The organism is Bradyrhizobium amphicarpaeae, assembly GCF_002266435.3.
In the GTDB taxonomy this organism is placed as follows: domain Bacteria; phylum Pseudomonadota; class Alphaproteobacteria; order Rhizobiales; family Xanthobacteraceae; genus Bradyrhizobium; species Bradyrhizobium amphicarpaeae.
The window spans coordinates 4748724-4771502 of record NZ_CP029426.2 but is presented as its reverse complement, the minus strand read 5'-3'; the positions used below and the strand labels follow the sequence as shown (position 1 = coordinate 4771502).

At 64.8% G+C, this 22779-nt stretch carries 26 protein-coding genes; 17 read left to right on the top strand and 9 right to left on the bottom strand.

Features of this window, described 5'->3' with window-relative positions; all coding sequences use genetic code 11:
• Window positions 1-35: 35 nt before the first annotated feature.
• The 4 genes from CIT40_RS22490 to CIT40_RS22475 are packed head-to-tail and all read left to right on the top strand — an operon-like array spanning window position 36 to window position 2394.
• Entirely contained in the window at window positions 36-413 is a 378-nt protein-coding gene (locus CIT40_RS22490) for a thioredoxin family protein (protein ID WP_094895659.1), read from the top strand.
• Window positions 414-415: 2 nt separating this feature from the next.
• Entirely contained in the window at window positions 416-1135 is a 720-nt protein-coding gene (locus CIT40_RS22485) for a cytochrome c biogenesis CcdA family protein (RefSeq protein ID WP_094895658.1), read from the top strand.
• A 3-nt stretch (window positions 1136-1138) separates the two neighbouring features.
• Window positions 1139-1738 (top strand): sigma-70 family RNA polymerase sigma factor, encoded by a 600-nt coding sequence (locus CIT40_RS22480; protein ID WP_202975461.1) that lies wholly within the window; start codon window positions 1139-1141, stop codon window positions 1736-1738.
• A complete protein-coding gene (locus CIT40_RS22475) occupies window positions 1735-2394 on the top strand; it encodes an NrsF family protein (RefSeq protein ID WP_094895657.1) in 660 nt (219 codons plus the stop codon). The genes CIT40_RS22480 and CIT40_RS22475 overlap by 4 nt, the downstream gene beginning before the upstream one ends.
• A gap of 34 nt (window positions 2395-2428) precedes the next feature.
• Here the strand turns inward: CIT40_RS22475 and CIT40_RS22470 are convergent, their stop codons facing one another.
• Together CIT40_RS22470 and CIT40_RS22465 are read right to left on the bottom strand one after the other, a co-directional pair.
• On the bottom strand, window positions 2429-3799 hold the full coding sequence (locus CIT40_RS22470) for a GGDEF domain-containing protein (RefSeq protein ID WP_334265208.1): 1371 nt from the start codon (window positions 3797-3799) through the stop codon (window positions 2429-2431).
• Window positions 3800-3824: 25 nt separating this feature from the next.
• On the bottom strand, window positions 3825-4577 hold the full coding sequence (locus CIT40_RS22465) for an SDR family NAD(P)-dependent oxidoreductase (protein ID WP_094895655.1): 753 nt from the start codon (window positions 4575-4577) through the stop codon (window positions 3825-3827).
• A 114-nt stretch (window positions 4578-4691) separates the two neighbouring features.
• Between CIT40_RS22465 and CIT40_RS22460 the strand changes: the two genes are divergently transcribed.
• Window positions 4692-5585 (top strand): LysR family transcriptional regulator, encoded by an 894-nt coding sequence (locus tag CIT40_RS22460; protein WP_094895654.1) that lies wholly within the window; start codon window positions 4692-4694, stop codon window positions 5583-5585.
• Between the two features lie 61 nt (window positions 5586-5646).
• Here CIT40_RS22460 and CIT40_RS22455 read toward each other — a convergent pair whose 3' ends face one another.
• Genes CIT40_RS22455 through mddA form a run of 4 tightly spaced genes read right to left on the bottom strand, consistent with a single transcriptional unit; the run spans window position 5647 to window position 8787 of the window.
• The gene (locus CIT40_RS22455) at window positions 5647-6399 is read right to left on the bottom strand and encodes a hotdog family protein (protein WP_094895653.1); all 753 of its coding nucleotides are present in this window, start codon (window positions 6397-6399) and stop codon (window positions 5647-5649) included.
• 8 nt (window positions 6400-6407) lie between these two features.
• Entirely contained in the window at window positions 6408-7385 is a 978-nt protein-coding gene (locus CIT40_RS22450) for an NADPH:quinone oxidoreductase family protein (protein WP_094895652.1), read from the bottom strand.
• Entirely contained in the window at window positions 7382-8020 is a 639-nt protein-coding gene (locus CIT40_RS22445) for a helix-turn-helix transcriptional regulator (protein ID WP_094895651.1), read from the bottom strand. Before CIT40_RS22445 ends, CIT40_RS22450 begins: the two co-directional genes overlap by 4 nt.
• Entirely contained in the window at window positions 8020-8787 is a 768-nt protein-coding gene (gene mddA / locus CIT40_RS22440) for a methanethiol S-methyltransferase (RefSeq protein WP_094895650.1), read from the bottom strand. Before mddA ends, CIT40_RS22445 begins: the two co-directional genes overlap by 1 nt.
• Window positions 8788-8934: 147 nt before the next feature.
• Between mddA and CIT40_RS22435 the strand changes: the two genes are divergently transcribed.
• On the top strand, window positions 8935-10476 hold the full coding sequence (locus tag CIT40_RS22435) for a bifunctional AfsR/SARP family transcriptional regulator/alpha/beta hydrolase (protein ID WP_094895649.1): 1542 nt from the start codon (window positions 8935-8937) through the stop codon (window positions 10474-10476).
• A gap of 111 nt (window positions 10477-10587) precedes the next feature.
• Here CIT40_RS22435 and CIT40_RS22430 read toward each other — a convergent pair whose 3' ends face one another.
• A complete protein-coding gene (locus tag CIT40_RS22430; RefSeq protein WP_162307617.1) occupies window positions 10588-11256 on the bottom strand; it encodes a TetR/AcrR family transcriptional regulator in 669 nt (222 codons plus the stop codon).
• A gap of 246 nt (window positions 11257-11502) precedes the next feature.
• Here CIT40_RS22430 and CIT40_RS22425 point away from each other — a divergent pair, with 246 nt between their 5' ends.
• The 7 genes from CIT40_RS22425 (at window position 11503) to cynS (ending at window position 18060) form a co-directional block, all read left to right on the top strand.
• Entirely contained in the window at window positions 11503-12045 is a 543-nt protein-coding gene (locus tag CIT40_RS22425; RefSeq protein ID WP_094895773.1) for an OsmC family protein, read from the top strand.
• 35 nt (window positions 12046-12080) lie between these two features.
• Entirely contained in the window at window positions 12081-13214 is a 1134-nt protein-coding gene (locus tag CIT40_RS22420; protein ID WP_162307616.1) for an acyl-CoA dehydrogenase family protein, read from the top strand.
• A gap of 53 nt (window positions 13215-13267) precedes the next feature.
• Window positions 13268-14146, top strand: coding sequence for a sulfurtransferase (locus tag CIT40_RS22415; protein ID WP_094895647.1), 879 nt, complete (start codon window positions 13268-13270; stop codon window positions 14144-14146).
• A 118-nt stretch (window positions 14147-14264) separates the two neighbouring features.
• A complete protein-coding gene (locus CIT40_RS22410; RefSeq protein ID WP_094895646.1) occupies window positions 14265-15644 on the top strand; it encodes a CmpA/NrtA family ABC transporter substrate-binding protein in 1380 nt (459 codons plus the stop codon).
• A 148-nt stretch (window positions 15645-15792) separates the two neighbouring features.
• The gene (gene ntrB, locus CIT40_RS22405; RefSeq protein WP_094895772.1) at window positions 15793-16632 is read left to right on the top strand and encodes a nitrate ABC transporter permease; all 840 of its coding nucleotides are present in this window, start codon (window positions 15793-15795) and stop codon (window positions 16630-16632) included.
• 5 nt (window positions 16633-16637) lie between these two features.
• Window positions 16638-17561, top strand: coding sequence for an ABC transporter ATP-binding protein (locus CIT40_RS22400; protein ID WP_094895645.1), 924 nt, complete (start codon window positions 16638-16640; stop codon window positions 17559-17561).
• Between the two features lie 16 nt (window positions 17562-17577).
• Window positions 17578-18060, top strand: coding sequence for a cyanase (cynS, locus tag CIT40_RS22395; protein ID WP_094895644.1), 483 nt, complete (start codon window positions 17578-17580; stop codon window positions 18058-18060).
• Between the two features lie 66 nt (window positions 18061-18126).
• Here the strand turns inward: cynS and CIT40_RS22390 are convergent, their stop codons facing one another.
• Window positions 18127-18450 (bottom strand): DUF1476 domain-containing protein, encoded by a 324-nt coding sequence (locus tag CIT40_RS22390; protein ID WP_094895643.1) that lies wholly within the window; start codon window positions 18448-18450, stop codon window positions 18127-18129.
• 332 nt (window positions 18451-18782) lie between these two features.
• Between CIT40_RS22390 and purC the strand changes: the two genes are divergently transcribed.
• The gene (gene purC / locus CIT40_RS22385; protein WP_172782948.1) at window positions 18783-19550 is read left to right on the top strand and encodes a phosphoribosylaminoimidazolesuccinocarboxamide synthase; all 768 of its coding nucleotides are present in this window, start codon (window positions 18783-18785) and stop codon (window positions 19548-19550) included.
• 13 nt (window positions 19551-19563) lie between these two features.
• The gene (purS, locus tag CIT40_RS22380) at window positions 19564-19806 is read left to right on the top strand and encodes a phosphoribosylformylglycinamidine synthase subunit PurS (protein ID WP_007602264.1); all 243 of its coding nucleotides are present in this window, start codon (window positions 19564-19566) and stop codon (window positions 19804-19806) included.
• Between the two features lie 101 nt (window positions 19807-19907).
• Here purS and CIT40_RS22375 read toward each other — a convergent pair whose 3' ends face one another.
• The gene (locus tag CIT40_RS22375) at window positions 19908-20924 is read right to left on the bottom strand and encodes a magnesium and cobalt transport protein CorA (protein ID WP_094895642.1); all 1017 of its coding nucleotides are present in this window, start codon (window positions 20922-20924) and stop codon (window positions 19908-19910) included.
• Window positions 20925-21092: 168 nt separating this feature from the next.
• Between CIT40_RS22375 and purQ the strand changes: the two genes are divergently transcribed.
• Complete coding sequence (purQ, locus tag CIT40_RS22370) at window positions 21093-21794, top strand: phosphoribosylformylglycinamidine synthase subunit PurQ (RefSeq protein ID WP_094895771.1); 702 nt, start codon at window positions 21093-21095, stop codon at window positions 21792-21794.
• Entirely contained in the window at window positions 21791-22777 is a 987-nt protein-coding gene (locus CIT40_RS22365; RefSeq protein WP_094895641.1) for a tripartite tricarboxylate transporter substrate binding protein BugD, read from the top strand. Before purQ ends, CIT40_RS22365 begins: the two co-directional genes overlap by 4 nt.
• The last annotated feature ends 2 nt before the right edge of the window (window positions 22778-22779 follow it).

Below are 22779 nucleotides of genomic sequence, written 5' to 3'. Positions count from 1 at the left end.
GCAAATGCCTTCAGAGCGTTCGAACGGAGAGACCCATGTCATTCACGTTTTCCAAGGCCATGCTGGTCGCGGCCGCCTTGGTCCTGCCTACCCTTGCCCATGCCGCCCAGCCGTATGAACCGAAAGCCCTCCAGGCGGCTCAGGCGGCCAACAAGCCTGTCTTGATCGAGGTCACAGCACCCTGGTGCCCCACCTGCCGAAAGCAGAAGCCGATCGTGCAGCAGATCGAGCAGGAGAGGCCTGACCTCGTCATCCTCGACGTGGATTTCGACAGCGCAAAGGATGTCCTCAGGCAGCTCAAGGTTCAGAACCAGAGCACCTTGATCGTCTATCGTGGGGCAAAGGAGATCGGCCGTTCGACGGGCGAAACCGATCCCGCTGCGATCCGAGCCATGGTCGCCAAGGCGTTCTGATCATGTCGGTCACGCTGGCGCTCGGCTATGTGGCCGGCGCGCTCTCGACGCTATCTCCATGCGTGCTGCCGATCTTGCCGATCGTGCTGTTCGCGGCCGTCGAGCGCCATGCGTGGGGACCAGTCGCGCTGGCAGCGGGGCTATCGCTGTCCTTTGCAGCGGTCGGCATCACGCTGGCGACGGTCGGGTTCAGTGCCGGCATCGATCCCGCCGTCCTGCGCCTGGCGACTGCCGCGCTGCTTGCGATCATGGGGCTGGTGTTGCTGGTCCCGGCGCTGCAGGGCAGGCTGGCCGCGGCGGCCGCGCCGCTTGCAACGGGCGGTCAGACGCTGCTCGATCGCGTCACGCCGCGGGGACTCGGCGGTCAGTTCGTCATTGGCGCCTTGCTCGGCGTGGTCTGGTCGCCCTGCACGGGCCCGACGCTGGGAGCAGCCGTCGGGCTCGCCGCGCAGGGCCGCGACCTGGCTTCGGCGGCAGCCACCATGACCGCCTTTGCGCTTGGCGCGGCAACGCCGATCCTCCTGCTCGCCTACGGTTCGCGCCAGGCAATCCTCGCCCGGCGCGACGGCATGATGCGGGTTGCGCAGGTCGCCAAGCCCGCGATGGGCGGGATGCTCGTTCTGGCGGGTCTTTTCATTCTGACCGGCTTCGACAAGCTGATCGAGACATCCCTGACGCGCGCCATGCCGGACTGGCTGGTCGACCTGACGACGCGGCTGTGACGCATGGTGCTGCTCAAGGTGATCGATGGCAGCGGCTCCAATGCACGGGATACCCGGCAGGCGCGCGAGCTCGACTGGTCGATCCTGATGGCGCGGGCGCAGGACGGCGATCGGGTCGCCTATCATCGCCTGCTGACGGAGATATCCCCATTCCTGCGTTCGTTGGCGACGCCGCGACTTCGAGATGGCGCCGACGTAGAGGACGCCATCCAGGATATTCTGCTGACGGTGCACGCGATCAGACACACCTATGACCCCGCGCGTCCCTTCGCCCCCTGGCTCGTGACCATCGCCAAGCGTCGGCTGGTCGACCGGCTGCGCGGTTGGGGCCGCATCCGCCGCCGGGAGGTCGCAATGGAGCGCGAACACGAAGCCGTTGCAGAGCCGCAATCCGATACGGGCCTGGATGGGCATCATCTGCAGGCTGCCGTCGAAACCCTGCCGCCGGCTCAACAGAAGGCGCTGCGGCTCGTCAAACTGCAGGACATGTCCCTGAAGGACGCTTCGCATGCGAGCGGCATGTCGGTCGTAGCGCTCAAGGTGAACGTTCACCGGGCTCTGAAGAACCTGCAAAGACTTTTTTCCGACCGGATCCAGCCATGATCGATACGCCCGACCTCATCGCTACGCTTGCGTCGGACATGAAGCCGGTGAAACGACTGCAGCCGCCGTTGGTGCGCGCCCTTGGCTGGCTTGGATTTGCCGCCTTGCTGCTGGCGCTGATCGCAGTCAATCGCGGCATTCGACCCGACCTCGGCGACCGGCTGCGGGAGACGGCCTTCGCCACGCGCACGGCAGCGGCGCTTGCGACAGGCATCCTCGCGGCCATCGCGGCCTTCGTCGTCAGCCTGCCCGACCGCTCGAAGCTCTGGCTGCTGCTTCCCGTTCCCGCTCTTGTCGTCTGGCTGTCCAACGTTGGCTATCAGTGCCTGACCCATTGGGTCGTGATTGGACCGGAGGGGGTGAGTCCGGGCGAGGCTGTGCGGTGCTTCTCCACGCTCGTGCTGACGGGCCTACCCCTTTCGTGTCTGCTTTGCTTCATGCTGCGCTACGCAGCCGTTCTTCAGCCGGCTGCGGTCGCGATCACGGGCAGCCTCGGTGTCGGCGCGCTTACGGCCGTGGCACTGTCGCTGTTCCACACCATCGATGCCTCGGCCATGATCCTGATGTGGAATGTCGGGACGACCGCGATGTTCGGCGCGCTGGGAGCTTTCTTCGGCAGGACGGCTATGGGGTGGGCTGCAGACCGGATGAGCTGAGCCGCGCGTCACACGAACGCGAGAGAGGACGCGGTCAGGCCGCCGCGCTGATCGCGTGCGTGGCACGCCTGCGGTTATTCTGGAGCCGGCGCAGCACAGTCAGGCCGCCCTCAAGCGTCGCCAGGCAGCAGCGCGACTTGCCGCCGGATTTCGCTTCGTAGAGGGCCGCATCCGCGACCGCGAGCAATTCGTCCACCTGGGAACCGTGATCGGGTGACAGCGCGATGCCGACACTCACGCCGATCATCACAGGGGTCTCCCCGTCGACCTGATAGGGCTTTGCGATCTCGCCGACGATGCGTTGTCCCATCGCCTGTGCCTGCTCGGCCGTGATGCCATCGACCAGGGCGACGAATTCGTCGCCGCCCATCCGCGCGATGGCCGCGCCTTCGGGCACCGCCTTGCGCAACCGCCCGGCGACAGTCTTCAGCACCTCATCGCCGGCTGCATGCCCGAACGTGTCGTTGATCGGCTTGAACGCATCGAGATCGGCGAAGAACAGAGCAAAGGAGCGCGGCTCACGGACGGCTTGCGCGAGCTCCGCTTCGAGCGCACCGACCAACCCGGCGCGGTTCAGCAGACCCGTGAGTGCGTCATGGTGCGCGCGACGGCTGTTCTCGCGCTCGGCCTGCATGGTGGTGATCAGCATCCTGTTGAGCCGGAAGGCCGCGCCGGTCATGGCCGCGAGATACATCGGGATCTGGTAGATCATGATGTAGAGCACCGGCTCGTGAAGAAGGGCGATGTAAGGGACGACGGGGCCGAGACTGATCAGGATCATGAGCCCGGCAAATCGCGGCGCACCGAAATTGCGGAAGCAGATGCCGCCGATCATCGCGGCCGTGGACATGCAAGCAAGCATCGCCACGAGCCAGTCGCCGCTCGCGATGCTCGCCATCGCGCCAAGGCCGAGGCTCAGGCTCCAGGCCATCGAGAACAGGAGATGAAGATCGGTCGGGGTCGGGCGATGCAGCCGGATCGCGCGATGTGCTGCGAGCAGGATCGCGAGGCGCGCCAGGCAAATCACGAGTTCGAGCACGAACCAGGCGATGAGCGGCGCCGTCTGCTGTCGATAGGCGATGATGGCCGCGATCGCGACCGAATTGATGGCGCCTCCGGCAAAGATCGGGACCGCACCGAAGAGTTGGGCGATGAGGGCTGCACGAATGTCGGCCGGCACGTCGGGACCGACGTCCGTCAACCACTGCATCACGCGCCAGCGTGGCAAGCTGTATCGTCCAGCGTCGGACCGCATCCCAAAGTATCCCCTTGTCGTGCGGATGATAAAGGCGGGGGCTCCTAAAGCCGTGTTTACAGGGTTCCCTGATCGCAAGCCGTGCTTGATGGAAGGTAAATTAAGGCGGTCTGCCTTACCGCCGGACGGAATGTCCGGCGGTCGAAGCATGCTTCCAGCTTGATCGAACGTGCGCTCAGATCTGCACCTGACCGCCGTCGACGAAAAGCTCGACGCCGTTGACGAAGCTGGCCTCGTCGGAGGCGAGGAACAGAACAGCCTTCGCGATCTCCTCGGGCTGGCCGACGCGGCCGGCCGGGATCATGCTCGCGAGATGAGTCTTGGTGCCTTCGGCCTGCTCGCCGGCGCCGAACAGATGGTTCAGCCCGGGCGTTTCGGTCACACCGGGGCTGACGGCGTTGACGCGGATGCGCCGATCCTTCAAGTCGAGAATCCAGGTGCGCGCGAAATTGCGCACGGCAGCCTTGGTCGCCGAATAGACGCTGAAGGCGGGCGTGCCCGAGACGCTCGTGGTCGAGGCGTTCAGCACGATGGACGCGCCGTCGCGGAGCAGGGGCAGTGCCTTCTGCACGGTGAAGAGAACGCCTTTCACGTTGGTGTCGAAAGTGCGTTGATAGTGCTCCTCGGTGATGGCGCCGAGCGGTGCGAACTCGCCGCCGCCGGCATTGGCGAAGATCGCGTCGATCTGCTGGTGCTTCTTCTGGACGGCGTCGTAGAGCCGGTCGATGTCGGCGAGATTGGCCATGTCGCCCTGCACGCCGGTCACGCGACCGCCGATCGATTTCACTGCTGCGTCCAGCGTGTCCTTGCGGCGGCCGGTGATGAAAACCGAGGCGCCCTCGGCCGCAAAAGCCTTTGCGGTGGCAAGTCCGATGCCGCTGGTGCCGCCGGTCACCACCACGACCTTGTTGTTGAACCTGTTGGTCATCGTTCGTCTCCTTTGGAATTCCCGGCAGAAGCGCCGTCACCCGTCGTATATGCGGTTGGAACGATGGTGACGGTAGAAAGCAAATTTGGTACTCAACGTTCTATGAGAGGAACGATGAAGACTGATTTGAACGACTTCGCCTATTTTGCCGAGGTGGTCGGGCACGGCGGATTCGCCGCCGCGGGAAGGGCGCTGCACGAGCCCAAATCCAAGCTGAGCCGGCGGATTGCCGGGCTCGAGGAACGCCTGGGGTTGCGCCTGATCGAACGCTCGAGTCGACGCTTCCGCGTCACCGAAGTGGGCCAGGCCTTCTACGAGCGCTGTCGCGCCATCATGGCGGAGGCCGAACAGGCCGAGGCGCTGGTCACGCAAGCGCAGGCCGAGCCGCACGGCCGCATTCGTTTCAGCTGTCCGACCGGCATGGTCGGGGAGATGTCCGGCCTCGTGTCGAGCTTCCTGACGCGCTATCCCAAGGTACGCCTGCAACTCGTTGCCATCGACAGGCCGGTGGACCTGATTGAGGAGCGGATCGACGTGGCCCTGCGGGTCCGTTCTGTGCTCGTCGGTGACGCGGCACTCACCATGCGGTCGCTCGGCACATCGATGCGGATCCTTGTCGCAAGCCCGCAACTGGCAAGCCGGCTGCGAACTCTCGACGATCTTGCCGCACTTCCGACGCTCGCGACCTCCGATGACGACGCGATGGTGGAATGGCATCTGGAGACGAATGACGGGCAAGCTCGCATCCACAGGCACGAGCCGCGGATGGGATGCGGTGACTTCAGCGCAGTGCGTGATGCGGCGGTCGCGGGACTCGGCATTGCGCTTCTGCCCGACCATCTTTGCCGGGAGGCGCTCGAGCAGGGTAAGCTCGTCCATGTGCTGTCGGACTGGCGTGGTCACCCGGGTATCGTGCATCTCGTGTTTACGACACGACGAGGTCTACCGCGGGCCGTGCGCGCCTTGATCGATCATCTTGCGGCGGGTTTCTCCAAGACCTTGCTGTAATGCGATCTTGTCGGTGGGCAAAGGCGCGAAGCTTTGTCCACCCTGCGGGATCGGGTTTATATCAGCCGCGCCCGAGCTGCACCTCGCGCTCCACTGCGATCCATGTCGTCCTCGCCACAGCGAGCAGCTTCCCGGCTTCATCGTGAAGCGCGGCCTCGGCCGTGCGCTTGCGGCCGTCGCGGCCGGTGGGCCATGCGGTGACGATGCAGGGCACGCCGGGACGGGGACGGGCTTCGATGCGGGCTGCCATCCGTCCGAGCAGGAGCGGGGTCTTCTCGAAGCTGCCGCCCTGTTGGTCGTAATTGCAGGCAAAGCCGGTGGGGCAATCCAGCGCGGACCAGAGGAATTCGGAGGCGATGAGGCCATCCTCGGCGGCGAGATTCGGATCGGGGACCCAGCTCGCGGCGAGAACGGGTGTCTGCGCGCGACGGCCGAGCGGGCCGGCGAAGATGCGCAGGCCGTCGCCTTTCGTCCTTGCGGGACCGCAGACAAAACAGTGTGGCAGCGGATGCTCATGCGGTCTGGACAGTGCGAGCAATTCGGCCGCGCGGGCTTCCGGCAGGGTGGCTGTCTCGACCTGCGCAAGCTCGACACTCGCGGCGCGCCCGGTGGCGACGGCCTTGTCGCCATCGCGAAGCTCCCATGTGCCGTCGTCCATTGCGACCGCAGCGAGCGGCGTGTCCAGAGCCGGCGGCGCACGCAGTGTCACCTCTGCAGCCCCGGGGACGTGCCGGGCCAGCCGGCCGCAGACATAGCCGCCGTTGCCGGAATTCGGAGGGCCGCAATAGCGCTTGTCGATGATGATCCGGGCCATGGCGCATTTTACCTGATTTTGAGCACAATTCGGCCTTGAACCGTCCGGTTGGCCACGGCCCGCATGGCCTCGGCGACCTCCGCCAAAGGGAGGAGACGATCGATATGCGGGCGAATGTGTCCGTCGGCGAGCCATTGCATCAGCGTGTCGTTCATGCGTGCGCCCTCTTGAGGGAATTTCTCCGCCCAGGCGCCGGCAAAGACACCGACGATGGAGAAGTTCTTCAGCAGCGGCAGGTTCATCGGGATGGACGGAATCTCGCCGCCGGCGAAGCCGATCGGCATCAGCCGTCCGCCCCATTTCATCAGCCGGGCCATCTGCTCGAAGATCGCGCCGCCGACATTGTCGAAGCCGACATCGATGCCGTTTCCCGACGTGATCGACTTGATCCGGTCGCGCAGATCCTCGCTGCGGTAGTTGATGACCGCGCTGGCGCCATAGCCGCGCACCAGGGCCGCCTTGTCGTCGGAGCCGACGCCGGCGACGACGCGCAGGCCGAGATGGCGGCCGAGGTCGACGGCGGCCAGTCCAACGCCGCCGGCAGCGCCGGTGACGAACAGCGTTTCGCTGCGCTCGGCTCGCGCCCGCTCGACCAGCGCATAATAGGCCGTGCCGTAATTATGCAGGATGGTTGCCGCCGCTTCGAACGCGACGCCGTCAGGCAGGCGTACGGTCTTCGACTCCTTCGCAATCATCCGTTCGGCGTAGCCGCCGGTCCAGCTGCTGCAGGCCACGCGGTCGCCGGGCGCGAACCTTGTCACGTCGCCGCCAACTGCGACGACCGTTCCGGAGGCTTCCGTGCCGGGCACGAAGGGCGTCTGCGGCCGCATCTGGTAGAGGCCCGAGACCATCAACTGGTCCATGAAACTCACGGATGCCGCATGGACGTCGATGAGGATCTCGTCGCCGGCAGGCTGGGGCACATCGATCTCGCCGAGGCTGAGATCGCCGGGTCCGGTGAAGGCGTGGCAGAGAATGGCTTTCATCGTGGCTCTCCGGTGCTTCTCAGCGGCGTCGCATATCCCGCGACGAGCTTGACGAAATCGGCCTGTCGCGCGGCGCCGGTCTTTTCGAACAGGCGGCGCAGATGTGTCTTGATCGTCGAGCCGGCGACGCCGAACGCGGCGGCAACGTCGCGAACGCTGCCGAGTTCGACGATCGCGAGGAGGACGCGCAATTCGGTCGGCGTCAGCCGGAAGACCTGGCCGATCACGTCGGAGCAAGGCGGTATCGTCAGGGCCACCTTGCGAACGAACAAGGCGGCCGAGGCGCGGCAAGCCTCATCCGCATACAGGCGCGCTTCGGATGCCAGCGGCAGGGCATGGGCGACAAAGCGCTGGCCGTCGGCGCCGATCATCGGCACCGCTGTTTCGCCGGCCAGTCGGGGCGCGGCGAACAGCCGTTGCAGGACATGGTTGGCTGCGCCATCGCAGGCCACGAGGTGGCCGCGAACGTCGCGCAGGATGTCGCGCGCCGCGAGAATGGCGCGCCCGGCCGTATTGGCGTGCACGAGGCGCGCATCCGCGGCAACGAGATACAGGCCGATGTCGAGCCCGTCGAGCGTATCGGCGAGGGTCGCGGCATCGACCGCCGTCGCGGGAAGCGGGAGCATTGCGTTCATCACGGAGCTCCGGCTGGCCGGCGACCGTCGTTGCGGCCGCGTGCGGACAGTCGCGGCACCAGCATCGGAACGCGCCGGCGATAATCCCGATACGTTGCGCCGAATACGGCGATCAGATCGCGCTCTTCGAACTGCAATGCGATCAGGATGTAGGCGGTGTTGGCAAGCGCGAACAGCAGGTGGCCCTCCGTCATGACGGGTGTGGCCCAGAATGCGAGGAGAAAGCCGAGCATGATCGGGTGCCGCACGATCTTGTAGAGCAGCGGGGTCCGGAACGACTGGTCGGGCATCTCGGCTCCGCGCGACGCGGCAAGAGCCTGGCGCAAGCCGAACAGGTCGAAATGATCGAGCATGTGGGTCGAGGCGAACGCGATCAGCCAGCCGAGCCAATGCGTGGAGGTCAGCACCCACGCCGCTATTCCGCTCGTCTGCCAGACCGGTGCGGGAATCGCCCGCCACTGCCAGAACAGGAGGAGGAGGATCAGGCTGGAGAGCAACACGTAGGTGCTGCGCTCGTAGGCCGCGGGGATGTATTGGGCCAGCCATCGCTTGAAGCCCGGGCGCGCCATCACGGTGTGCTGGATGGCGAACAGGCTCATCAGCAGCAGGTTGACGAATACGGCCTCGCCCAGACTCGAAGCGGGGCCGACGTCGATGGACTTCGGCACGACATAATTGCCGACGAAACCGAGCGCGTAGAGAAATGAAATCGTGAAGACGGCATAGCTCACGAGGGCATAGAGCAGGATTGCGAGGCGCGCGAACATGGTTTTTCCTATTGTGCCGAGGGCGGCGGTGCCGCATGCAGAGCCTGGGCGCTCTCCGGCGAGCAGGCTCGATCTGGCCCGATCGTACCCACCGGACCGTCCCCTGCGCGTCCCCCGGGGGACGCCGGCCGGAAGAAGAGGATTTCCATGACGGCTTTCTCGCTGGGAACGTTCGGGTTCCCCGAGGTCCGCGCCGACGGCCGCCCGATCAAGCTGGCCTTGCGCAAGGGGCTTGCGCTGCTGGTCTATCTCGGGGAGGCGAGAAGCGCCGTCGCGCGCGAAATGATGGCGACGCTGCTATGGCCGGAGACGCCCCGTGAGACGGGCCTGGCGCGCTTGCGGCGGCTGCTTCATCGCGTCGAGCTCGCGCTCGGCAAGTCCGTGTTCGAGACCGACCGCACCAGCCTGCGATGGTCGCCGGACGTCGAGCTGCAGCTCGACTCGCATCTGTTCGAGGAGGCCTGCGACCGCGGCGCATTCGAACAGGCCTGCCTGGTTTACCGGGGCGACTTCCTGGCGGGGTTCGCTCCGGAGGATTGTCCCGAATTCGATGACTGGGCGTTCTTTCGCCGCGAGGCGCTACGGGGCCGGCTGGTGCATGCGCTCGAGCGTCTCGTGCAGGACAAGAACGCGGCCGGAGACCATTTTGCCGCGACGGCCCATGCGCAGCGTCTGGTCGAGCTCGATCCGCTCAGCGAAGTGTACGGCCGGCACCTGATCCGCAGCCTGCTGCTGGCGGGCGACCGAAGCGCGGCTGAACGCCATCACGCGGCGCTGACGCAGCGGCTGCGCGACGAGCTCGACGTCGCGCCGGAGGCCGAGACCGAAGCGCTGATGAGTCCGGCTGCGGCTCCACACGCCACTCCGACCACACGTTACGTGAAGGGCGGCGGCGTGCATCTGGCTTATCAGACCTATGGCCGCGGTCCGCTCGATATTCTGGTCATGCCGGGATTCGTCTCGCATGTGGAGCGCGCCTGGGAGCATCCGGCGAGCCGGACCTTCCTGGCGTCGTTGATGAAGCTCGGGCGGCTGATCGTGTTCGACCGGCGCGGCATCGGGCTGTCCGACCGGGTCGGATCGGCGCCCGGCATCGATGTCACTGCGGAGGATATCGGCACCGTGCTGCGGGCCGCGGACTCGCGCCGTGTCGTGCTGTTTGGCGCGTCCGAATGCGGCCCGGCCTGCATCAAGTTCGCGGTCGACGAGCCGCGCCGCGTGGCCGGGTTGATCCTGTTCGGTGCATTGGCCAAGGGGTGCTGGTCCGAGGACTATCCGCACGCATTGCGCGCCAGCCAGTATGATGCCTGGAGCAGGCATCTGATTGCGCAATGGGGCGGCCCGGTCGGGATCGAGACATTTGCGCCGACTCTGGCCGGTGATCCCCAGGCGCGCGCCTGGTGGGCCGGGCTCTTGCGCGCGGCCTCCAGTCCCGGCGGCATCTCGGCCGTGCTGGAAGCGTTTCGCGACGCCGACGTGCGACACCTGCTGCCGCAAATCGCCGTGCCGACATCGGTGCTGCACCGACGAGGCGACAAGGCGGTGCGCATCGCAGCCGGCCGCGATATCGCGAGCCGGATCAAGGGCGCGGAGTTCGTCGAGCTCGACGGCAACGATCACTGGTTCTTTGCCGGCGATCAGCGACCCGTGCTGGAGGCGATTGGCAGATTTATCGGACGTATTTCGTAGGGTGGGCAAAGCGAAGCGTGCCCACGTTGTCCCTCGATCTCTGGAAGAGCGTGGGCACGGCGCTTCGCGCCTTTGCCCACCCTACGGGATCACCATGTGATCACGGCAGACTCACACCGCCTCCAACTCGCGCTTCTTCTTCGCCTTCGACTGGCCGAGCAGGGGACCGGCCGTCAGCGCCGCCGTATCTGCCACGCCGGGATCACGCGAGATCATCGCGGCGACGATCGCGCCGTCGATCAGGAGGCCGAGTTGATGCGCGAGTACGGCAGGCTCGCTCGAGCCGAGCTCGCCGGCAAGCTTCTCGATGTGGCCGAGCACGATCTTCTTGTGCTTCAGCGCGATGTTGCGGAACTGCTTGGCGTCCTTGTCGTGCTCGCCGACCGCGTTGATGAAGGGGCAGCCATAGAAGCGCTCTTCGGCAAACCAGCTCTTCAGGGCCGGGAAGATGCGCGTGAGCTTCGCCTGTGCATCGCCGCCGCCGTCTTCCATCGCGGCTATGAACCATTCGCGCCACTGCTTGCCTTCGCTCTCCAGCACCGCGTTGACGAGATTGGTCTTGGAGCCGAACAGCTTGTACAGCGTGGTCTTCGCGGTGCCGGCTTCCTCGATGATCGCATCGATGCCGGTGGCGTTGATTCCGTTCTTGCAGAACAGATGCGAGGCGGCGCTGAGCAGGCGCCCGCGCGCGGATTCGTCGTCGCCGGCGCCTGAATGCGCCGCGTTCTTCTTCGACGACATCTTGTTCAGCGAGGGCTTGTTCAGTGAAGGCTTGGCCATGGACTGCAACTTAATCGCAGCCGCGCGGTATCATCAAGCCGCATCTGCTCCGCGCTAAAAAGATTCGCACCGGCGCTCTCATCTGCATCGCCTTTGAGCAGGACGCCGCTGATCAATCCACAGGCAGCCACCGCTAAGCGGCTCCAATGCCTCGCGTTTCGTTTTCGGGCTGCTCTGGCACGCTCCATGCAAGGAAACAGACCGTTCGGTATCCTGCCGTTTTCCACTTCTGCCAGGGAGAAGATGATGACTGCCGTCGTTCAAAAGACAGTGCTGACGGGGTGCCTAGCGCCCATCGACAAGAATGGCCTCGAGCAACTGATTGCGAGCGGCAAGGCCAATCCGAAGGTCGTCAAGACCTTGAAGTGCAAGACGGTCGCGGAAGGCAAGTTCCGCCACGCCAACTACATCCGCAACCTGCCGCCCTACATCGTCGACGAGCCGCCGGGGCTGCTGGGCGACGACACCGCGCCGAATCCGTCGGAAGCCTCGCTCGCCGCGCTCGGCTCCTGCCTCGCAGTCGGCCTGCATGCCAACGCCGTGCATCGCGGCTGGATCGTCAACAAGCTCGAGCTCGAGCTCGAAGGCGACCTCAACATCACCGCGGTCTGGGGCACCGGCGATACCTCGGACAAGCCGGTCGGCTTCACCGACGTGCGGGTCAAGGTCGACATGGCGTGCGAGGGCGTCTCGCAGGACGAGATCAACGCGCTGGTCGACCATGTGAAGAAATGGTCGCCGGTGGCCAACACCTTCACGCGTCCGGTCAATCTCGAGGTCGGCATCTAGCAGACGGCAACCAGGACAAGGTGCGGGAGACGATCATGGGTTCACTGGCTTTATCGCGGGCCGAGGTTTTGGATCAGCCCGCACCGTCCATTGCAGGGGAGGTGGCGCGGATCGCGCGCGAAGATCTCGCGCCGCTTGCCGCCGGCATCGACGACGGCTCGGTCTATCCGGCCGAGGTGCTGCGCAAGTTCGGCGCCGTCGGCGCCTGGGGCAGTCACGTGCCGCACGAAGGTCCCGCCGATCTTCGTTGCGCGATCCAGGCGATGGCTGCGATCGGCGAGGTCTGCGGCGCCACGGCCTTCATGGCCTGGTGCCAGAACACGCTGGTCTGGTATGCCGCCAACTCGACCAACATGAAACTGGCAAAGCGCTTCGGCGATGGCTTCTCGACCGGCCAGGTGCTCGGCGGCACTGGGCTGTCGAACCCGATGAAGAGCTTTTTCGGCATCGAGAAACTGAAGCTGAAAGGCCGCAAGGTCGAGGGCGGTTATATCGTGCGCGGCGCGTTGCCGTGGGTTTCCAATCTCGGCCCCGGCCATTATTTCGGCACCATCTTCGAGCGCGAGGATGATCAGGGCAAGGCAAGCGGCGAGCCCGGCACCGTCATGTTCCTGGCCGACTGCTCGGACCCTGCGATCACGCTGACGCCGTGCAAGCCGTTCATGGCGATGGACGGCACCGGCACCTATGGCGTGCAATTCCGTGACGTCTTCGTGCCGGATGAGCTGATCCTGGCCGATCCCGCCGGCCCCTTCGTCAAGAAGATCCGCGCCGGCTTCATCCTGCTGCAGGCCGGCATGGCGCTCGGCCTCATCAAGGACTGCATCAACATCATGGACGAGGTGGATAACCCGCTCGGCCATATCAACCGCTATTTGCCGCAACAGCCGGTGCACTTCCGCGACCTCGCCGCCGAGCTCGAGGCCGAGACCATGGCGCTGGCGCGCGATCCCTACAACGAGGAGGACACCTACTGGCGCAAGGTGATTGCGCTCAGGCTTCGCGCCGGCGAGGCCAGCGTCGCGGCGGCGCATGCGGCGATGCTGCATTGTGGCGCGCGCGGCTATCTCAAAGGCCACCGCGCGCAGCGTCGGCTGCGCGAGGCCTATTTCGTGGCGATCGTCACGCCGGCCACCAAGCAGCTGCGCAAGATGCTCGCCGATTGCTGAGCTTCACGAGTCCACCCCCAGAAGACCACTTAACCTCAACGGAGAGGCTGCCAATGACGGACGTTCTGATCTCTGCCAGCGAACTTGCCGATCTCTTGAAGCTCGAACCCTGTGTCGTCATCGACACCCGCAATCCCGACGCCTACGCCGCCGGGCATCTGCCCAATGCCGTGAACGTGCACGAGATTTTCACGTTCCTCGCGACCTCGACGCCGGAAGGCATGGCCGAGCTGAAGACCAAATTCGCCGACGCCTTCGGCGCCGCCGGTCTCTCCGGCAAGGAGACGGCGGTGATCTACGAGCAATCGATGAATTCCGGCTTCGGCCAGTCCTGCCGCGGCTATTATCTCCTCACCATGCTCGGCTATCCCAAGATCAAGGTGCTGCATGGCGGCTTCGATGCGTGGGCGGCCGCGGGCTTGCCGGTGACGAAGGACGTTCCGACCCCGGTGAAGGCCTCGTTCGCGATCGTGCCGGAAGCCGGCGACATCCTGATCGATGCGAAGACGATGCTTGCCGCGGTCGGCAAACCCGGCATCGCCATCCTCGACGTGCGCGATGTCGATGAATGGATCGGCGACAGCTCGTCGCCCTACGGCAAGGATTTCTGCCCGCGCAAGGGTCGCATCCCCGGCGCTGTGTGGCTGGAATGGTACCGCATGATGAAGCCGACCGCGGAAGGGCCCCGGTTCAAGTCCAAGGACGAGATCCTCGCCGAATGCGCTACCGTCGGCATCTCACCGTCGACGCCGGTCTATCTCTACTGCTTCAAGGGGGCGCGCGCCTCGAACACGTTCCTGGCGCTGAAGAATGCCGGCGTGAAGGACGTGCGGATGTATTTCGGCTCCTGGAACGAATGGTCGCGTGACCCCTCGCTGCCGATCGAGCAGGGGCTGCCGGTAGCTGCCCAGGTAACAGGCAAGGCGGCATAGAACCTGCATGTTTCCAATGGCCCGGCTGCGCAAGCCGTAGCCGGGCCACGATGGAATTTTGATCTGATGCGGCGGGCAGGGGCGTCCGCCGCGCGGTGTGACAAAGGGGCGCAGCAACATGTCCACGTTCGACGATCCATTCGATGCCAATCGCAATCTCCGTTCCGGTTGTGTGTGCGGCCAGCACGCCTCGGCGGGAGAGCACGAGGCTGCCCTGACCCTGCGTTGCGAGCCCGTTGAGAGCGAGGAGAAACGCTACGAGGGCGTGGTTGCGTCTGCCGTGATGCGCGCGATGTTTCCGCAGGACGTGGCGCGGCGCGCTTTCCTGAAGTCGGTCGGGGCGTCGACCGCGCTGGCCGCGCTGTCGCAGTTCTTTCCGCTGCAGACGGCGACCGAAGTTTTCGCGCAGGCCGGCGCGCCCGAGAAGAAGGACCTCAAGGTCGGCTTCATTCCGATCACCTGCGCCACGCCCATCATCATGGCGGCGCCGCTCGGCTTCTATGCCAAGCACGGGCTCAATGTCGAAGTGGTCAAGACCGCCGGCTGGGCCGTGGTCCGCGACAAGACGATCAACAAGGAATACGACGCCGCCCACATGCTGGCGCCGATGCCGCTCGCGATCTCGTTGGGCCTGGGGTCGAACCCGATTCCGTTCGCTGTGCCTGCGATCGAGAACATCAACGGGCAGGGCATCACGCTTGCGATGAAGCACAAGGACAAGCGCGATCCGAAAGACTGGAAGGGAATGAAGTTCGCAATTCCCTTCGACTATTCCATGCACAATTACCTGTTGCGCTATTATCTCGCCGAGCATGGCATCGACCCCGACACCGACGTGCAACTGCGCTCGGTGCCGCCGCCGGAGATGGTCGCGAATTTGCGCGCCGACAACATCGACGGCTTCCTCGCACCCGACAACATCTGCCAGCGCGCGATCTATGACGGCGTCGGCTTCATGCACATTCTGTCCAAGGAAATCTGGGACGGTCATCCCTGCTGCAGCTTCGCCGCCAGCCGCGAGTTCATCACGACGGCGCCGAACAGTTTTGCGGCGCTGACGCGGGCCATCGTCGATGCCACGGCCTATGCGTCGAAAGCGGAGAATCGCAAGCAGATCGCGGAAGCGATCGCGCCGGCCAATTACATCAACGCGCCCGTCACCGTGCTGGAGCAGGTGCTGACCGGCACCTATGCCGACGGTCTCGGCGGCGTGAAGACGGATGCGAAGCGCGTCGATTTCGATCCGTTCCCCTGGCAGTCCTTTGCGGTGTGGATGCTGACGCAGATGAAGCGCTGGGGCCAGATCAAGGGCGACGTCGACTACAAGGCGGTCGCCGAGCAGGTGTATTTGGCCACCGACACCAAGAAGCTGATGACCGAGATGGGCCTGTCGCCGCCTGCAAGCGCGTACAAGTCGTTCTCGGTGATGGGGAAGACCTTCGATCCGGCCAAGCCCGAGGATTATGTCGCGAGCTTCAAGATCAGGAAGGCGTCGTGATGGTGAGCTCTCTCGTGTCCCGGACGCGAAGCAGCACGCAGTGGTGCATCGCTGAGCCGGGACCCAGTGTGGCCGCATGGGTCCCGGTTTTGCGTCGCATCACTTCGTGCTGCGCCGCGCCCGGGACACAGTATCGATGGTGCGCCCGATGACATCTTCCCTCCGTCTCCGCGCCGGTCTCGTCTCCATCGTGCTGCTCGCCGCGTTCCTCGGCGTCTGGCATCTGGCCACGCGGTCGACCGGCGCCACGACGACGATGAGTCCGGAATACGCCAAGCTGATGGGCCTGACGGCGACGCAGGGTAAATCGGCGATGCCCGGGCCGCTCGATGTCGGCGCCAAGCTGTGGGAGCATTTGCGGCGGCCGTTCTACGACAACGGGCCGAACGACAAGGGGCTCGGCATCCAGCTCGGCTATTCGATCGCGCGCGTCGGGCTCGGCTATCTGCTGGCGGTGCTGGTCGCGATCCCGCTCGGCTTCCTGATCGGCATGTCGCCGCTGCTCAGCAAGGCGCTGGATCCCTTCATCCAGGTGCTGAAGCCGATCTCGCCGCTGGCCTGGATGCCGCTCGCGCTCTACACCATCAAGGATTCCTCGATCTCCGCGATCTTCGTCATCTTCATCTGCTCGATCTGGCCGATGCTGCTCAACACCGTTTTCGGCGTCGCCAGCGTGCGCAAGGAATGGATCAACGTCGCGCGCACGCTCGAAGTCGGCACCGTCAGGCGCGCCTTCACCGTCATCCTCCCCGCAGCGGCGCCGACGATCCTGACCGGCATGCGCATCTCCATCGGCATCGCCTGGCTCGTGATCGTCGCCGCCGAGATGCTCGTCGGCGGCACCGGCATCGGCTATTTCGTCTGGAACGAGTGGAATAACCTGTCGATCACCAACGTCATCATCGCGATCCTGCTGATCGGGATCATTGGCATGCTGCTCGACCAGATCCTGGCGCGTTTCACGCGCCTGGTCACGTTTCCGGAGTAGAGGCTGTGACCAACAAGTTCATCTCCATCGAAGGCATCGCAAAGCGCTATCCCGGCGCCAGCGGCGCCACGACCACCATCTTCGAGAATTTGTGGCTGTCGATGGCACGCGGCGAGTTCGCCTGCGTGATCGGGCATTCCGGCTGCGGCAAGACCACCGTGCTCAACATCCTCGCCGGGCTCGACGCGCCGAGCGAGGGAACGGTGATCGTCGACGGGCAGGCGATCTCCGGCACCAGCCTCGACCGCGCCGTCATCTTTCAGAGCCACGCGCTGCTGCCCTGGCGCACCGTGCTCGGCAACGTCGCCTATGCCGTGAGCTCGAAATGGCGCAACTGGGATCGCGCCAGGGTGAAGGCGCATGCTCAGACTTTCATCGATCTCGTCGGTCTCACCGGCTCCGAGCACAAGCGGCCATCGGAATTGTCCGGCGGCATGAAGCAGCGCGTCGGCATCGCGCGGGCCTTGTCGATCACGCCGAAGATCATGCTGATGGACGAGCCGTTCTCTGCGCTGGATGCGCTGACGCGCGGTACACTGCAGGACGAGGTGCGGCGCATCTGCCTGGAGACGGGGCAGACCGCGTTCATGATCACTCACGATGTGGACGAGGCGATCTATCTCGCCGACAAGATCTTCCTGATGACCAACGGGCCCGGCGCGGTGCTGGCGGAAGTCGTCGAGAACCCGCTGCCGAGGGATCGCGGCCGTACCGATCTGCACCGCCATCCGCTCTATTATGCGCTGCGCAACCACATCATCGATTTCCTGGTGACGCGCAGCAAGACCTTCACGACCGAGATGTCCGATCACGATCCGCGCAACGTACCGCTGGTGCAGATCGGCAAGCCGGGGCTCACGATTGCGGCGGGCAGCGATGAGCCACGGCAAACGTGGATGCCCGGGACAAATCCCGGATTGAGTGCCTAACCAAGGAGACCCCGGCATGAAACGCGAAGACCTCACCGAAAAGCTGCTCGACATCAAGCGCGAGAAGGGATGGAGCTGGAAGCACATCTGCGAGAAGATCGGCGGCTATTCGGAGGTGCTGATAACAGGCGCCATTCTCGGCCAGATGAAGCTGACGAAGCCGCAGGCGGCCAATGCCGGCGAGCTGTTCGGCCTGTCGAAGTCCGAAGTCGCCATGCTCAACGAGACACCGATGCGCGGCATGCCGATGCCGCCGACCGATCCCCTGATCTATCGCTTCTACGAACTGGTGATGGTGAACGGTCCGGCCTGGAAGGCCTTGATCGAGGAGGAGTACGGCGACGGCATCATGTCGGCGATCGATTTCGACATGGTGATGGAGCGCCTACCCAACCCGAAGGGCGACCGCGTCAAGATCACCATGAGCGGCAAATTCCTGCCGTACAAATATTACGGTGCCAGCGGCAACGTGCCGGAATACGGCTTCAAGGAGGAGTGAACGAGGCGAGTGGCGAATCGTGAGCAGCGAATGGGGACGCCCATTCGCTACTCTCTATGGGTCAAGTCACTTCCCCGCCTTCACCTCGGCGGCGGCGACTGCAAGCAGCTCGCTCATCTTGGCTCGAATCGCCTGCTCGGTGACGGTGACGTTCTTGGCGGCGAAATCGGCCGTCAGCTTGCGCAGGACGTCGGCATCGCCGGCCTCCTCGAAATCAGCCGCGACCACTTCCTTGGCGTAGGCGGTGGCGGCGTCACCTGACATGCCCAGCTTTTCGGCCGCCCACAGCCCGAGCAGCCGGTTGCGGCGGGCTTCCGCCTTGAATTTCTGCTCCTCGTCGAGGGCGAACTTCTTCTCAAAACCTTCCTGGCGCTTGTCGAACTGGCTCATACCTTGTTCCAAATCCCCTGCTGAATGGAGCGGGAGCCTTCCGTTGCGGCGACCCGACTGCATGCCTACATAGATAGCACGAATCGGCAAAACAACGGGCCGTTAAGCCGCAGGCAAGATGGTATAAGTTGGTGCCGGACGGCCGGATCGATTGTGCTCGGTCAGCCAATCGGATAGGTTGCCGGAAGGCTTGGTTCCCGTTCTGTTTCCTCCAGGTTCTCTTGGGTCATAGACGGGTTCCCGGCTGTTCACGGCAGCTCCGCTGTGGGTCGTAATCCTGGTAACCGGAGCACACCAAATATATGGATTTCAACAAAACACGGTACATCCCCATGAGCCGTCGGCGTCGCATTTATGAAGGCAAGGCAAAGGTTCTGTATGAAGGCCCGGAGCCCGGTACCTTGATCCAGCACTTCAAGGATGACGCCACCGCGTTCAATGCGAAAAAGCATCAGGTGATCGAGGGCAAGGGTGTCCTCAACAACCGGATCTCGGAGTACCTGTTTCAGCACCTCAACGACATCGGGGTGCCGACCCACTTCATCCGCCGTCTCAACATGCGCGAGCAGTTGATTCGCGAGGTCGAGATCGTGCCGCTCGAGGTGGTGGTGCGCAACGTGGCCGCCGGCTCGCTGTCGCAGCGCCTCGGCATCGAGGAGGGCACCCAGCTGCCCCGCTCGATCATCGAATTCTACTACAAGAACGACCAGCTCAACGACCCCATGGTGTCGGAAGAGCACATCACGGCCTTTGGCTGGGCGACGCCCCAGGAGATCGACGACATCATGGCGCTCGCCATCCGTGTCAACGACTTCCTCACCGGCCTCTTCCTCGGCATCGGCATCCGCCTCGTCGATTTCAAGATGGAGTGCGGCCGCCTGTTCGAGAACGAGATGATGCGCATCATCGTCGCCGACGAGATCTCGCCGGACAGCTGCCGGCTGTGGGACATCAAGTCGAACGAGAAGCTCGACAAGGATCGTTTTCGCAGGGATCTCGGTGGCTTGCTCGAGGCTTACACGGAAGTTGCAAAGCGCCTCGGCATCCTCATGGAGAACGAGCGTCCGCAGGGCACAGGCCCGGTGCTGGTGAAGAGCTGAGGGGATTTTCGACGTGAAGGCACGTGTCACCGTTACCTTGAAGACGGGCATCCTCGATCCGCAAGGCAAGGCCATCGAAGGCGCGCTGAAGTCGCTCGGCGTCGACGGCGTTGCCAGCGTCCGGCAGGGCAAGGTGTTCGACATCGAGCTCGCCGGCGCCGACAAGGCCAAGGCGGAGGCGGCGTTGAAGGATGCCGCCGACAAGCTGCTGGCGAATACCGTGATCGAGAACTATCGGGTCGAGCTGATCGGTTAGGTCGTCCTTGTAGCCCGGATGGAGCGAAGCGAAATCCGGGTGTGCATCTGCGGGCACTGTCCCGGATTGCGCTTCGCTCCATCCGGGCTACGGCAATTCCGTCACAGCCATCCGACGCGACGAAAACGCCAGTACAGCGCGGTGCAGGCCGTCAGCATCACGCCGAGCAGCATGTAATAGCCGTAGTCCCATTCCAGCTCCGGCATGTGCTTGAAGTTCATGCCGTAGATGCCGGCCAGCGCGGTCGGGATCGCGATGATCGCGAGCCACGAGGCGAGCTTCTTGGACACCGCCGTCTCCTGTGCCTGGCCGACCAGCAGGCTGGCCTCGAAGGCGAAGGCCAGCACCTCGCGCATGGAATCGATGCGCTCCTGGATGTTGCGGACGTGATCGGTGACGTCGCGGAATAGCGGCTGCATGGCCTGCCGGACCATCGACAGCTCGTCATGCTCCAGCCGGCGGCAGACCTCCACCAGCGGCCCGATCGCGTTGCGCAGCCGCAGCAGGTCGCGGCGGAGCATGTAGAGCCGCTCGATCTGCGTCTTGCTGATCGGCTTGGACAGCACGTCGTCCTCGATGCCCTCGACCTCGTCGTGAATGCTCTCGAGCACGGGCGAGTAATTGTCGACGATGAAATCGAGGATCGCATAGAGGATGTAATCCTCGCCGCGGGCGAGCGCCCGCGGGCAGCTTTCGCAGCGTTCGCGCACGGGCGTGTAGGACGTCGAGGCGCCGTGGCGCACCGAGACCAGATAACCTTCGCCGACGAAGATGTGGGTCTCGCCGAAGACGATGCGGCCCTCGACCAGCTGCGCCGTCCGCGCCACGATGAACAGGGCTTCGCCATATTGCTCGATCTTGGGCCGCTGATGGGCGTGGTTGGCGTCCTCGATCGCGAGCTCGTGCAGGTCGAATTGCTTCTGCACCGCGCCGAGCAGCGCCATGTCGGGCTCGTGCAGGCCGATCCAGACCACGTGGCCGGGCTTGGCCCGCCAGCTCGAGGCTTCGCTGATGGCGATGTTGGCGATACGGCGGCCGTCGACATAGGCGCCTGCGGCGACGACGCCCTCGGCGGACACCGGCTCGGAGGGGGATGTGGGCAGCGACGGGACGTTCATGGCTTCAATCCCGGGCAAGATCGTCGGGCAAAAGTGACCAAGGCTATGGCCTGTGTACAAGGCCGTCCGGCGAGGCTAGCACTGGTAAAATCCCCGTCAAATGGCTATGTCTCTTGACGAATTGGCCCTTTGGCCAGCCCGATTCCCATCACCGTCGGAACCTCTGCCATGAAAGCCGCCATCCTCGTCTTTCCCGGAATCAACCGCGAGCGCGACATGGCGCGTGCGCTGAGGCTGATCTCGGGCAGCGAGCCGGCGATGGTCTGGCACGCCGAGACGGCGCTGCCTGCGGGGACCGATCTCGTGGTGGTGCCGGGCGGATTCTCCTACGGCGACTATCTGCGCTGCGGCGCCATCGCGGCACGCGCGCCGGTGATGGACGCGGTGCGCGACTACGCGGCCAGGGGCGGCCTCGTGCTGGGCGTCTGCAACGGTTTTCAGATCCTCTGCGAGTCCGGCCTGCTGCCGGGCGTGCTGATGCGCAATGCGCGGCTGAAATTCATCTGTCACGACGTGCATCTGCGCGTCGAGCGGTCCGATACGCCGTTCACCCGCGGCTACAATGCCGGGCAGGTGATCCGCGTGCCGGTGGCCCATGGCGAAGGCAATTACGAGGCGGATGAGGAGACCATCAAGCGGCTCGAGGGCGAGGGGCGGGTGCTCTATCGCTACTGTTCCGCCGAAGGCGTGGTCGACGATGACAGCAACATCAACGGCGCGGCGCATTCGATCGCCGGCATCGTCAACGACGGGGGCAACGTGCTCGGCATGATGCCGCATCCGGAAAACCACGTCGAAGACATCATGGGCTGCACCGACGGCCGCGGCCTGTTCGCGGGCCTGACCGCGCATCTGGAAAAAGCCGCGTGATTGCGTTTGGGCTGAAGCGTTCGCTCGTCGCGATCGCGGCGCTGTCGCTCGCGTCGATTTCGCTCGCGACCGGCGCATTCGCGCAGGATTATCCCAAGCGTCCCGTGACCATGATCGTGCCGTTCGCGGCCGGCGGCACCTCGGACGTGATCGCGCGCGCGGTGGCCGAGCAGATGGGCATCGCGCTCGGCCAGACGATCGTGATCGAGAACGTCGCGGGCGCCGGCGGTTCGACCGCGCTGGCACGCGCCTCCCGCGCCGAGCCCGACGGCTACACCATCGCGATCGGCAATGCCGGCACCAATGCCGCGACCTATACGATCTATCCAAAGCTGCCGTTCACGCCGGACTCCTTCGTGCCGATCGCGATGGTGGCGAAGACGTTCGGCATCGTCGCGCTGCGCAAGGATTTTCCGGCGAAGGACCTCAAGGAGTTCATCGCCTATGCCAAGGCCAATCCGGGCAAGATCAATCTCGGCCATGCCGGCGTTGGCTCGTCGAACTATCTGATCTGCAAGAGCTTCGTCACCGCAGCCGGGATCGACGCGACGCTGGTCGGCTATCGCGGCGCGGCGCCCGCGCTGACCGATGCCGTCGGCGGCCAGATCGACGGCGTCTGCGATGCTGCCGCCTCGGTCTCGCAGTCGATCAACGAGAAGCTGGTGAAGGGGCTCGTGGTCGGCTCGACCGTGCGGCTCGCGACGCTGCCCGACCTGCCGACCTCCGCGGAAGCGGGCCTGCCCGAATTCGAGGCGCAGGGCTGGAACGGCCTGTTCGCGCCCAAGGGCACGCCGCCGGCCGTGATCGCCAAGCTCAACGCCGCGGCGCGGACCGCCGTCGAAACCGACGCGGTCAAGAAGCGTTTCGCCGATCTGTCGACCGTCGCGCCCGATGCGAACGAACATGCGCCGGAAGTGCTGCAAAAGCTGGTGACGCGCGACGTCGAGAAATACCGGAAGATGCTGGCGGACGACGCCAAGTAATC